Source organism: Pseudomonas sp. NPDC088414 (assembly GCF_044753325.1).
In the GTDB taxonomy this organism is placed as follows: Bacteria; Pseudomonadota; Gammaproteobacteria; order Pseudomonadales; family Pseudomonadaceae; genus Aquipseudomonas.
Genome location: NZ_JBIVMY010000021.1, coordinates 50,373 through 64,461, shown reverse-complemented (window position 1 = coordinate 64,461; position 14,089 = coordinate 50,373). Strand labels below are relative to the sequence as shown.

Below are 14,089 nucleotides of genomic sequence, written 5' to 3'. Positions count from 1 at the left end.
GAAACGGGTTTTCTGCAGGAGCTGCCGCAGGCTGCGATCTTTTTCAATGGCGCTCAGCCAGGAAGGCGAACAACACCTCAGTGACAAACTCTGGGTTCTCCAGATTGGAAATATGCCCCGCCTCCGGCACCAGCACCCACGGGCAACCGATCAACTCAGCCATTTCCTGTGCTTCCGACGGCGGTCGCGGTTTGTCCTGATCGCCGCACAGCACCAGGGTGGTCGCGGCATTCAGCTGACCCAGACGCGGCAACAGGTCATCCCGACTGAAGGTGATGCGCCCCATTGGCACGATGCTTTCGCGCAAGCGATCAGCGGTGTAGGCCGCGAGTTTGGCGCGGAAGTCCTGATACAGCGCCGACTGCGGATCGATGCCCGGGCGGAAGAAGATCGGTACCACGATGTCGAGCAATTGTTCGGAAATCTCGCCGCTTTCCTCGATCTGCCTGAACAGCGAGAAGTAGTACTGCCGGGTCGGCTCAGGCTCGACGCCGACGTAGGTGTCGAGCAGCACCAGACCGTTGATCCGTTGCGGTGCCGACAACGCCAGACGCACGCCCCACATGCCGCCGACCGACAGGCCCACCAGCGTGACCCGTTCGATCTGCAGATGATCGAGCAAGGCCTCGACCTGCCGCGCGATGTCATCCAGCGAGGTGGTGCCTGGCGGCAAGCGCCCGGATTCGCCATGGCCCCACAGGTCCAGCGCAATCACCCGATAGTGCGGCGACAATGCAGCGATCTGCGGCGCCCACATGGCCGTGTCCCACAGATAACTGCCCGCCAGCAACACGGCCGGGCCGGTGCCTTGATCAATGTAGTGCAGCGCTTGTCCGTCAACCGTGAAGAAAGGCATCGACCACCCCCCGAGACAAAAAAGAGAACCGGCAGACTGAGCTGCCGGTGGTCGATCGTCAACCTTGGAAATGTACGTGAATATGCCGGTTTATTTGTGTTGAATTCACTGACGCCATCGCTGGCAAGCCAGCTCCCACAGGTTCTACGGTGAACACAAAATATGTGGACACATGGATCACTGTGGGAGCTGGCTTGCCAGCGAAGGGGCCGGTACAGACGCCGAAGATTACAAGCCTTCAAGCTCCGCCATCAGATCATTCAAGCGATCCACCTTGTCCTCGGTCATGTCACCGGCCGCCAACCCTTCAATGTACTCGGCCAGCTCCTGCACCGTGCTGCACTCGAACATCGCCCGCAGCGGCACATCGCGTTGCAGGGTTTTCTGCACCCGCGAGGCGATCTGCGTGGCCAGCAGCGAATGACCGCCCAGCTCGAAGAAGTTGTCGCACACCCCAACCTTGTCGACCTTGAGCACCTCGGCCCAGATGTCGGCCAGGGTCTGCTCCAGCTCGTTGCGCGGGGCCAGGTAATCCTGACTCTGCAACTGGCCGATCTCCAGCGCCGGCAAGGCCTTGCGGTCGAGTTTGCCGTTGGCGTTGTGCGGCAACTGATCCAGCCACAACCAGTGCAGCGGCACCATGTATTCCGGCAGTTCGCTGCGCAGGCGTTGCTTGATTCGCTCCAGACGTTCGCTCGAGTTGAGCGCCGAATCCGCCGCGACCAGATAGCCGACCAAGTGCTTGCCATTCACGCCTTCCTGCACGCCGACCGCCGCATCGCGGACTTCCGGCTGTTCGTGCAGACGCGCTTCGATTTCACCCAGTTCGATGCGGTAACCACGAATCTTCACCTGATGGTCGACCCGGCCAACGTACTCCAGCACCCCGTCACTGCGGCGCCGCGCGAGGTCACCGGTGCGATACAGACGCTCGCCCGGCGCGCCGAACGGGTTCGGCACAAACACCGGCGCGGTGCGCAACGGATCGCTGACGTAACCGCGACCGACGCCGGTGCCGGCCACGCACAACTCACCCACTGCACCCAACGGCACCAGCTCCAGCGCGCCATCGACCAGGTACAGCAAGTTGTTGTCGGTCGGCGTACCGATCGGCAAGTAACTGCCGCGAGTCGAGGCCATGTCCACCCGGAAGAACGCCACGTCATCCGAGCATTCCGCCGGCCCGTAGGCATTGACCAGACCGATGTCCGGGTAGCGCAGCAGCCATTGGTGCGCCAGTTCCGGCGGCATCGCTTCACCGGTCGGCAGCATCCAGCGCAGGCCGTCGAGGCTCAGGCGATCAGAAGCGAGCATGCCCTGAATCAGCGACGGCACGCTCTCCAGCACGGTGATGCCCTGCGCCTGTACATGCACCAGCAACCCCTGCGGATCGTGGGCGATGGTGTTTGGCACAATGTCCACCCGCGCCCCGAACAGCGGCGCGGCGAGGAACTGCCAGACCGAAATATCGAAGCTTTGCGAAGCGGTCTGCGCGATCACGTCGGCGTCGGTCAGTTGCAGGTACGGCACCTTGCTCAACTGGTTGTTGAGCATGCCGCGCTGCTCGACCATCACGCCTTTCGGCAAGCCGGTGGAACCCGAGGTGTAGATCACGTAGGCCAGGTTGTCCGGGCCGCTGTAAATGCCGAGGTTTTGCGCGGAGGTCGCCAACTCCTGCACCTCTTCCCAGACCAACAGCCGTGGGCGGTTGGCGCAGCTGAACTCATCGAGCAAGGTCTGCGCCTGGTCGCGGCAGGCTTCGCTGCACACCAGCACCGGCGTGCGGCTCAACTCGATGATGCGTTGCAGACGCTGGCTCGGCAGGCCCGGATCCAGCGGCAGGTAACCGGCACCGGCCTTGAAGCTGCCGATGATCATCCCCAGCAGATCAAGATTACGCTCGGCCAGCAACGCTACCGGTTGATCCAGCTGCACCCCGGCCGCAACCAGCGCATGACCGAGACGGTTGGCGTTGTGGTTGAGCGCGGCATAGCTCAGTTGCTGATCAAGGCACGTAGCGGCGATGCGCTGTGGATGCGCCGCAACCTGCGCTTCGAACAGCGCCACGTAGCTTTGCTCCAGCGGATAATCGTGGGCGCTCTGATTGCAGCCGTGCAGCAGGAAGTCCTGCTCCTCGGCCCCCAGCAGCGGCAGGTCGGCCATGTCGCCGTGGAAACCATCGACCAGCGCCAGCAGTAAGCGCTTGAACTCGCCGAGCATGCGCTCGATGGTCGATTCGTCGAAGTAGCGCTGGTCATACGACAGGTGCAGGCCGAGGTCATCGCCCGGGTAGCACACCGCCGTCAGCGGGAAGTTGGTATGGGTACGGCCCGAATCCGAGGTCGCGTTGAGGCTTTGCGCACGGTCCAGCACCGAGACTTCCACCGGCGCGTTTTCGAACACGAACAGACTGTCGAACAGCGGCTGGCCTTTCGGCAGTTCGCTCTGCTCCTGAATGTTCACCAGCGGCAGGTATTCGTACTCGCGCAGTTGCATGTTGCTGTCGAGCAGAGCACTCAACCACTGGCGCACACTGGCGCGCTGATCGTCCGCCGGGATCTGCACCCGCAACGCGATACTGTTGATGAACAGGCCGACGGTGCGTTGCATCTCCGGCATCTCCACCGGACGGCCGGCCACGGTGACGCCGAACAGCACGTCGCGATCACCGCTCAGACGGCGCAACACCAAGGCCCAAGCGGCTTGAGCGAAGGTGTTGATGGTCAGTTGATGGGCCTGGGCCAGCTCACGCAGACGGGCGCCGTCCTCGACATTCAGTCGCGTGTAGCGGTCGCCAACGATCATGCCGCCGCTTTCGCCAGCGTGTTCACGAAGGAACGGTCGGTCGCTCGGGATCGGCGTGGTGCGTTCGAAACCTTGCAGGTTCTGTTGCCACCACTGCCGCGCCTCGGCCAGGCTCTGGCGTTGCAGCCAGCCGATGTAATCGCGGTAACGCGGCGGCACCGGCAACTGTGCTTCGCGACCTTCACCGAGGGCGGTATAGATCTCGAAGAAATCGTTCATCAACAGCGAACGGCACCAGGCATCGATGAGGATGTGGTGGTTGCTCATCATGAACCAGTAGCGCGCCGCACCGACCTTGATCAGGCGCAGGTGGAACGGTGCCTGATTGAGCAGATCGAAGCCGGCTTCGCGCTCGCTTTTCAGCAGCGCCTGCAGCTTCGGTTCTTGCTCGTCCTCGGCAACGGCGCTCCAGTCCAGGTACTCGATCGGCGTGCGACCCGGGGTGTGGATCACTTGCAGCATGTCCTCGCCGACGTTCCAGCAGAACGATGCACGCAGCGCTTCATGACGCGCGACCACCGCTTGCCAGGCCTGGGCGAAACGCTCGGGATCGAGCTCGCTGTTGATGCGGTAGCGATCCTGCATGTAGTACAGGCCGGTGCCCGGTTCGAGCAAGGTGTGCAGCAGCATGCCTTCCTGCATCGGCGTCAGCGGGTAGACGTCTTCGATGTGCGCCGCCGGTACCGGCAGTGCGTCGAGTTGCGCCTGGGTCAGTTTCGCCAGCGGGAAGTCCGAAGGTGTCAGGCCGCCAGCAGTGTCTTGCAGGCAATGGCCGATCAGGCTTTGCAGTTCGCCGAGGTAGGCATCGGCCAGATCGTTGATGGTCTGCGCGTCATAACGCTCGGCGCTGAAGGTCCAGCGCAGCAGCAATTCGCCGCCGTACACCTGACTGTCGATGCTCAACTCGTTGGGCAACGGCGCCTGCGGATCGTGGGCCGCACCGACCGATTCATCCAGCGGACGGAACAGCGCATCGCTGGCGAAACTCTGGTCGAACTGGCCGAGGTAGTTGAAGGTCACCGGTGCGTTCGGCAACGCCGCCATGCTGCGCTGGCTGAGGTCATCGGCCAGATAACGCAGCACGCCATAGCCGAGGCCTTTGTGCGGTACGGCGCGCAGTTGCTCCTTGATCGCCTTGATCGAAGCCACCTGCCCGGCGGCCTCTTCGATGTTGTGCGGGGTCAGGCGCAACGGGTAGGCGCTGGTGAACCAGCCGACGGTGCGGGTCAGGTCGATCTCGTCGAACAGGGTTTCGCGGCCGTGGCCTTCCAGTTGAATCAATGCCGACGGCTGCCCGCTCCAGCGGCACAGCACACGGGCCAGCGCGGTCAGCAGCAGATCGTTGACCTGCGTGCGGTAGGCGCGCGGCGCCTGTTGCAGCAGCTGTTGGGTACGCTCGGCATCCAGTCGTACGCTGACGGTTTGCGCGTGACGGTTCTGCTGTCCGCCCTGCGGGTTTTCGCAGGGCAGTTCGGCGTTCGGCCCGGCCAGTTGCGTCTGCCACCAGTTCAGTTCTTCACGCAACGATTCGCTGCCGGCATAGGCCTGCAAACGTGCCGCCCAGTCCTTGAAGGCACTGGTTTTCGCCGGCAGTTTTACCGACTGCTCGGCCTCGAGTTGGCGATACACGGTTTGCAGATCGTCGAGCAAAACGCGCCACGACACACCGTCGACCACCAGGTGATGGATCGCAATGAACAGGCGTTGCTGCCCTTCGGGACCATCGACCAGCAAGGCGCGCAGCAGCGGGCCGTTTTGCAGATCGAGACTGCGCTGGGCATCGGCGAACAGTGCTGCGCACTGGTCCATCGCCGCCACCCGCACCTGCCACAACACCTCGGCGTCGGACACCGGTTGATGCGTGGCTTGCCATTGATCGTTGGCCTGAGTGAAGCGCAGACGCAGGGCGTCGTGCTGTTCGATCACTGCCAGCAGCGCCTGCTCCAGACGATGCGGTTCCAGCGCCACGCTTGGCTCCAGCAGCAACGCCTGGTTCCAGTGCTGCCGCTCAGGAATATCAGTGTCGAAGAACCAGTGCTGAATCGGCGTCATCGCCGACTCACCGACCACCAGTCCCTGCTCGGCAGTCACCTGCTCGCTACGGCTGGCGACAGCGGCCAGGGTCTGCACCGTCTGATGCTGGAACAGATCACGCGGGCTGAAATGAATGCCCTGCTGTCGCGCACGACTGACCACCTGAATCGACAGAATCGAGTCGCCACCGAGTTCAAAGAAGTTGTCGTTGAGACCGACCTGCTCGACGTTAAGCACCTGGCACCAGATCTGTGCCAGAGTCTGCTCCAGCTCATTGCTCGGGGCGACATAGTGCTGACGGTTCAACTCCGGATCCGGTGCCGGCAAGGCGCGGCGGTCGAGTTTGCCGTTGGCGGTCAGCGGCATGCTCGCCAGCAGAATCAGGTGCGTCGGCACCATGTAGTCCGGCAATTGCGCCTTGAGGTGCGACTTCAGTGCTTCGCGCAATTCGGCTTGTCGGGCTTCGCCTTGTTCGGCGACGTCGCTGACCAGATAGCCGACCAGTTGCTTGCCGCTCGGCGCATCCAGCGCCAGCACCACCGCTTCACGGATCGAAGCGTGATCGAGCAGACGGGTTTCGATCTCGCCCAGCTCGATGCGGAAACCACGGATTTTCACCTGATGGTCGATCCGGCCCAGGTATTCCACCAGACCATCGGCGCGCTGGCGCACCAGATCGCCGGTGCGGTACATGCGCCCGCCATCGGCGGCAAACGGGTCTGCCACGAAACGCTCGGCGCTGATGCCCGGACGGTCGTGATAGCCCTGGGCCAGACCGGCACCGCCGACGAACAATTCACCGGTCGCACCTTGCGGCACCAACGCCAGATCGGCGTCGAGAATGTACGCCACGCGGTCACCGATCACGCTGCCGATCGGCACGCTGCCAGCGCCGTCTTCCAGCACTTCCGGTGCAAGACTGGCCAGCGGCATGACCACGGTTTCAGTCGGGCCATAGGCGTTGAAGAACAGGCTCGGTTTGAACGCGGCGCGAATCTGTTGCAGGTGTTCGCCGGTCAGCGCTTCGCCGCCGGTGATGATCATCCGTACCGGGAGAACCTGGTTTTGCGTGGCAAGGAACTGCGCCAACTGGCTGCCGTAGCTCGGAGTGAATCCGAGCACATTGATCCGATGGGTGCGGATCAAGTTGCAAATTTCTTCCGCGTCCCACTGCCCTTGCGCCCGCAGCACCACGTGCGCGCCGCTGAGCAGCGGCACCAGCAGACGTTCGGTGGCGGCGTCGAAGTTGATCGAATAGAAGTGCAGTTCGCAGTCGTCCGGGCGCATGCCGAAACGCTCGATCACCGCCTGGCAATGCATGGCGATTTCGCCGTGCGACACCACCACGCCCTTCGGCTTGCCGGTCGAGCCCGAGGTGTAAATCAGATAGGCCTGATGCTGCGGCAGGCTGATAAATGGCAACTCGCTGACTGGATAATCCACCAGCGCGGCGCTGTCATCTTCCAGGCACCAGCGCGCCACGTTCGATGGCAGATCGCCGAGGGCGTTGAACATCGCCCGGTCGCTGAGCAGCAGACCGATGCGGCTGTCTTCGATCATGTAGTGCAGACGGTCGAGCGGGTATTCCGGGTCCAGCGGCACGTAAGCGCCGCCCGCCTTGAGGATCGCCAGCAGGCCGACGACCATTTCCAGCGAGCGCTCCAGCGCCAGACCGACCCGCACTTGCGGACCGACCCCACGCTCGCGCAGGGCCCAGGCCAGGCGATTGGCGCGAGCGTCGAGTTCGGCGTAGCTCAAGGTCTGCCCGGCGAAGGTCAGGGCCGGGGCATCTTTGCGCGCCAGCGCCTGCTCGGCGAACAGATGATGGATGCACTGATCGAGACGACGCTCGCCCGGTTCAACGCCGAGGCTGTCGAGCAACTGCTGTTGCTCAGTCGGGTCGAGCAGCGGCAATTGGCTCAGACGCTGTTGCGGATCGGCGATCAACGCTTCCAGCAGGTTGCGCCAATGCCGGGCCATGCGCGCAATGGTCGGCTCGTCGAACAGATCGGTGCTGTAGGTCAGGCAGCAACCGAGGCGATGGTCGAGGTCGGTGACTTCCAGGTTGAGATCGAACTTGGTCGCACGCGCATCGTTGGCCAGGTACTCGACGGTCATCCCGGCGAGCATGCGGCTCTGCTGGAATTCCCAGCGCTGCACGTTGCACATCACCTGGAACAGCGGGTTGTACGCCGCGCTGCGTGGTGGTTGCAGCGCTTCGACCAGATGATCGAACGGCAGGTCCTGATGCGACTGGCCTTCGATAACGGTGTGGCGCACTTGCTCGAACAGTTCGCTGACCGACATCTGGCCGTCGAGCTGGCAGCGCAGTACCTGAGTGTTGAGAAATGCACCGATCAGCCCTTCGCTTTCCGGGCGGATACGGTTGGCCACCGGTGCGCCGATGCGCAGGTCGGTCTGGCCACTGTAGCGATAGAGCAAGGTGGCGAGCGCAGCGGTCATGGTCATGAACAGGGTCAGACCGTTTTGCGCATTGAACGCACGGACGCGAGCGGCGAGATCGTCGCTCAGATCGAAACGGAACAGTTCGCCCTGATGGCTTTGCACCGGCGGACGCGGCCGGTCCCCGGGCAGCTCCAGCAGCGGATGTTCGCGACCGAGCTGCGCAGTCCAGTAATCGAGCTGGCGCTGGCGTTCACCGGACTCCAGCCACTGCCGTTGCCAGACGCTGTAATCGAGGTACTGCACCGGCAACGCTTCAAGCGGCGAGTCACGGTCATCGACGAACGCTTCGTACAGCGCGCTGAGCTCGCGGGCAAAAATATCCATCGCCCAGCCTTCGGTGACGATGTGGTGCAGGGTCAGGACGAAGTAATGCTCGTGCTCGGCGGTCTTCACCAGACAGGCGCGCAACAGCGGGCCGCTTTCCAGGTCGAACGGCAGATGCGCTTCGTCATCGGCCAGTTGCTGGACGTTCTGTTCACGCTGGTCCGCCGGCAGTTTCGAGAAATCTTTCCAGCCCATGCGCACGCCGGTCTCGGCATGCACCTGCTGACGGGCCACGCCATCGACGCTCGGGAATATGGTGCGCAGGGTTTCGTGGCGCAGGATCAACGCCTGCAAGGCCGCCTCGAAATGCTCGACGTGCAACACGCCGCGCAGGCGCGCCATGCCACCGACGTTGTACGCCGGGCTGTCCGGCTCCATCTGCCAGAGGAACCACATGCGTTGCTGCGAATAGGACAACGGCACCGCCTGGCGGCGATCGACTTTGGCAATCGGCGGCTGTTGGTTGGTCTGGCCGCTGGCCTGGATCAGGCGGATCTGTTCGGCGAAGTCACCGAGTTCGCTGTGCTCGAACAAGGCGCGCAACGGCAACTCGACGTCACAGGCCTGACGGCTGCGGGAGATGATTTGCGTCGCCAGCAACGAGTGCCCGCCGAGGGCGAAGAAGTCGTCACGCAGACCGATCCGTGGCAGACCCAGCACTTCACGCCAGATCGCGGCGATCTGTTGTTCCAGCTCGGTGGCCGGTTCGACGTGCTCACGCACTTGCCACTGCGGCTCAGGCAAGGCGCGACGGTCGAGCTTGCCGCTCGGGCTCAGGGGCATCGCGTCCAGGCGCATCAGTTGCGCAGGGACCATGTATTCCGGCAGCTCGGAGGCCAGTGCGGTTTTCAGGCGGGCGATCTGTGCGTCCTGATCTTCGCTGGCGTCGGCGGCAGTGAAATAGCCGATCAGTTGCGCACCGGCCGCGGTTTCGCGCACCAGCACCACGGCCTGGGCGACGGTGTTTTGAGCCAGCAGCCGCGCTTCGATTTCTTCCGGTTCAACGCGGAAACCACGCAGTTTGACCTGCTGATCGAGACGTCCGAGGTATTCGATCACACCGTCGGCGGTCCAGCGTGCACGGTCACCGGTGCGGTACAGGCGTGCACCCTGCTCGCCCATTGGATCGACCACAAAGCGCTCGGCCGTCAGTGCCGGACGACCAAGGTAACCCCGGGCCAGACCGATGCCACTGATGCACAGCTCACCCGGCACACCGGCCGGCACGGGATTGAGATCGGCGTCGAGAATGCGGCAGATCACGTTGCCCAGCGGCCGGCCAATTGGCGAACGCTCGCCGTCGGCCGTGGTGCAGTGCCAGTGGGTGACGTTGATCGCGGTTTCGGTCGGGCCGTAACGGTTGTGCAATTGCACCGCCGGCAGTTGCGCCAGCACGCGGTTGCGCAGCTCCGCCGGCAGCGCCTCACCGCCGGAGAACACCCGGCGCAGACTGGTGCAGTCGGCGCTCAGCGGCTCGTCGATGAACAGCGCGAGCAGCGGCGGCACAAAGTGCAGCGTGGTCACACCGTATTCCTGCACCAGTTGCGCGATGCGATGCGGATCACGGTGTTCGCCGGGGCCGGCAATCAGCAGACGCGCGCCAGTGATCAGCGGCCAGAAGCACTCCCACACCGACACGTCGAAACTGATCGGCGCCTTTTGCATCAGCACGTCGGTTTCGTTCAGGCGATAGCTGTTCTGCATCCATTGCAGACGTTCGGCCAACGCGGCGTGGGTGTTGCCGACGCCTTTCGGTTGCCCGGTGGAGCCAGAGGTGTAAATCACGTAGGCGAGGTTGTCGCCGTGCAGGTGAAGGCCCGGTGCCTGGCTCGGCCAGTTTTCCAGGTGCAACGCGTCCATCGCGATCACGCTGACGCCGTCGCTGGCCGGCAGGCGGTCGAGCAATGCGGTCTGGGTCAGCAGCAATTCGACGCCGCTGTCGCTGAGCATGTAAGCCAGACGATCGGCCGGATAGTCCGGGTCCAGCGGCACATAGGCGCCACCGGCCTTGATGATCGCCAGCAGGCCGATCAGCAGTTGCGGCGAACGCTCGGCTGCGATCGCCACGCACACATCCGGACCGACGCCTTTATCGCGCAGATAGTGCGCGAGGCGATTGGCCTGGGCGTGTAATTCGGCGAAGTCGAGATTGCCACCGTCCCACAACAGCGCAGTGCGTTCCGGAGTTTGCCGCGCCTGTTCGTTAAGCAGTTCTGGCAGCCATTGTTGTGCCGGGGTACACGGGGCGATGTTCCATGCCTGTTGCTGTTCGTGCTCGCATGGAGTGAGCAATGGCAGGTCGCCGATCGCCTGTTGCGGCTGTTCGCAAACGGCGCGCAGCAGGTTGCTGAAATGTTCGGCCAGACGCTCGATGGTCGTCGCATCGAACAGTTCATCGGCGTAGTCGAAGGACAAGGTCAGGCGTCCGTTGCGATCTTCTTCGCTGTGCAGTTGCAGGTCGAACTTAGCCTCGCGGCTGTGCCACGGCAGTTCTTCAGCGAGCAACCCCGGCAGGCACTTGAGCGCACTCAGGTCGCGCTGCTGGTGGTTGAACATGACCTGGAACAGACCTTGTTCACGGGCCTGCGGGAACGCTTCAAGGAGTTGTTCGAACGGCAGATCCTGATGAGCCTGAGCGCCGAGCGCCGCCTCGCGGGTTTGTGCCAGCAATTCGACAAACGACAGCCGTGAATCAACCTCGGCACGCAGCACCTGAGTGTTGATGAAGAAGCCGATCAGACCCTGGGTTTCCAGGCGTGGACGGTTGGCGTTGGGGATGCCGATGCGGATATCGCGCTGACCACTGTAGCGGTGCAGCAAGCTTTGGAAAGCCGAGAGCAGCAGCATGAATGGCGTCGATTGATGCGCCTGCGCGGTCTGCTTGATCGCGTCGCTGAGGCTGACACCAAGGCGCACACTGTGGCGCGCGGCGCTGTGCAATTGTTTGGCCGAACGCGGATGATCGGTGGCCAGTTCCAGCACCGGATGTTCGTCGCCCAGTCGGGCTTTCCAGTACGCCAGTTGTCGCTCGCCCTCGCCTTGCGCCAGCCACTGGCGCTGCCAGCTGCCGTAGTCGGCGTATTGGGTCGGCAGCGGCGCGAGTTCGGCGCGCTGGCCTTGGGAGGCAGCGGCGTACAGACGCGAGAATTCGTCGATCAGCACGTTCAGCGACCAGCCGTCGGCGATGATGTGGTGCAGCGTCACCAACAACTGATGATCTTCGTCGTCGAGACGCACCAGCGTCACCCACAGCAGCGGGCCTTTTTCCAGATCGAACTGAGTGCGCGCCTCGTCTTCGCGGATCTGTTGCGCGCGGGCTTCACGCTCGTGCGCCGGCAGGTCGCTGATGTCGATCAGTTGCAGATTGAATTCAGGTGCAGCGTCGACTTGTTGCAGCGCCACACCGTCGCGCTCGAAGAAGCGCGTGCGCAGCGATTCGTGGCGCTCGATCAGTTGCTGGAAGCTGGCGCGCAACGCCTCTTCGTCCAGCTCGCCACGCAAACGCAGGGCGCCGGGAATGTTGTAGGCGCTGCTGTGCGGGTCGAGTTGCCAGGTGATCCACAGCCGGTTTTGCGCCAGCGATTGCGGCAGTGCTTCGCTGCGCGACAAGGTGTTGATTGCGCCTTGGGCGCTGCCGCCGTCCTGTTGCTGCTGTGCCACGGCTGCGGCGAATGCCGACAGGGTCGGGGCTTCGAACAACAGACGCAGGTTCAGCTCCAGCGCCAGCTCTTCACGCACCCGGGCGATCACTTGCGTGGCGGCAATCGAGTTGCCGCCGAGCAGGAAGAAGTGGTCGTCGGCACCGACCTGTTTGAGGTTGAGTTGCTCGGCCCAGATCTTGCCGATCAGCGCTTCCAGTTCGGAAGCCGCCAGGGTCGATTCGGTACTTTGCAGCTCGGCGGAGGGGAACACCGCGTAGCTGTCGAGGCTGCCATCGGCCAGACGATTGCGGCACGCCGAGCGTTGCAGCTTGCCGCTGGAGGTCTTCGGCAACGCGCCCGGATTGAGCAGCACCACCACGCTCGGTGCCTCTTGGTACGCTTCGGCGACCGCTTGGCGAATGGCTTTGATCAACGCTTCGGGTGGCAGGATTTTCTGCACGCTGCGGCTGATTTCCGCGGCGATGCCGATGCCCTCTTCACCGTCCTGATTGACCGCGAATGCCGCGACGCGACCTTTGCGTACCACCTCCACTTCGTTCTCGACCGTCTTTTCGATGTCCTGCGGATAGAGGTTGTGGCCGCGCACGATGAGCATGTCTTTCAGGCGCCCGGTGATGAACAGTTCACCGTCGCGGATAAAGCCCAGGTCACCCGTGCGCAACCAGGTGCGACCGGCGTGCTGGACGAAGGTCTTGGCGCTGGCCTCGGGGTTGCGCCAGTAGCCGTGGGCGATGCTCGGGCCGGCGGCCCAGACTTCGCCGACCGCATTGTCATTGAGTTCTTGCAGGCTGTTCGGCTCGACGATCAGCACCGCATGCTCCGGCTGGCTGATGCCGCAACTCATGATCGGGCTGCCGTCGCCCGGCTCGGCGCGGTTTTGCGCCAGCGCCTGATCATCGACGCGCAGCGCAGGAATGCCCGTGCCACGCGGTGTGCCGGCGACGAACAGGGTCGCCTCGGCCAGGCCATAGGAGGCCATGAAGTTGTCTTCGCTGAAGCCGCACGGGGTGAACTTCTCGGCGAAGCGCTCGAGGGAATCGAGACGGATCGGTTCGGAGCCGGAATAGGCCACGCGCCAGCGGCTCAGGTCGAGGCGCTCCAGCGCCGATTCGCTGACCCGCTCGCTGCACAAGCGGTAGGCGAAATCCGGCCCGCCGCTGATGGTGCCGCCGTATTGGCTGATCGCTTCAAGCCAGCGCAACGGGCGACCGAGGAAGTACGCCGGCGACATCAGAATGCACGGCACGCCGCTGAAAATCGGCTGCAGCAATCCGCCGATCAGGCCCATGTCGTGGTACAGCGGCAGCCAGCTGACGATCACGTCGTCGGGGTTCACGTCGATGCCGAAACCGTGGCGGATCAGCAGCTCGTTGGCCACCAGATTGCCGTGGCTGACCTGCACGCCCTTGGGCAGCGCAGTGGAGCCGGAGGTGTATTGCAGGAAGGCGATGTGGTTTGCGGGCAAAGTCGGTTCGACCCAGCGCTCGGCCAGGGCGTTGTCGAGAGTATCGACGCACAGCAACGGTGGCGCGCCGTCGATTTGCTGCAAGGCATCGCGCAGATCGGCACTGGTCAGCAGCAGACGCGGTTCGGCGTCGGCAATGATCGACAGCAGGCGCTCCTGATGATGACGCCGGGCGGACTCCGGCGGATAGGCCGGCACCGCAATCACCCCGGCATACAGGCAACCAAAGAACGCCGCGACGTAATCCGGACCGCTGGGAAACAGCAGCACCGCGCGATCACCGAACTCAGCCTGGGCCTGCAATGCGCCAGCAATGGTGCGCGCGCGTTGATCCAGTTCGCGATAACTGAGCACCACGCCCTGCTCCTCGGTTTCGGCGAGAAAGCGCAGGGCCAGGCGATCCGGCGTCTGTGCCGCACGGCGCTGGAGGGCTTGGACCAGAGTGCTGGGGAGTTCGAACGCGTCGGTCATGAGGTT

At 63.6% G+C, this 14,089-nt stretch carries 2 protein-coding genes; both read right to left on the bottom strand.

Annotated elements, in window-relative coordinates; genetic code table 11:
- Nucleotides 1–43: 43 nt before the first annotated feature.
- Nucleotides 44–856, bottom strand: coding sequence for an alpha/beta fold hydrolase (locus ACIP8I_RS18125; RefSeq protein ID WP_400762810.1), 813 nt, complete (start codon nucleotides 854–856; stop codon nucleotides 44–46).
- 228 nt (nucleotides 857–1,084) lie between these two features.
- Entirely contained in the window at nucleotides 1,085–14,083 is a 12,999-nt protein-coding gene (locus tag ACIP8I_RS18120; protein ID WP_400762808.1) for a non-ribosomal peptide synthetase, read from the bottom strand.
- Nucleotides 14,084–14,089 lie beyond the last annotated feature (6 nt).

Excerpts from the sequence above, each read along its gene's own strand:
- ACIP8I_RS18125 (WP_400762810.1), bottom strand. The coding sequence starts at position 856 with ATGCCTTTCTTCACGGTTGACGGACAAGCGCTGCACTACATTGATCAA.
- ACIP8I_RS18120 (WP_400762808.1), bottom strand. The coding sequence starts at position 14,083 with ATGACCGACGCGTTCGAACTCCCCAGCACTCTGGTCCAAGCCCTCCAG.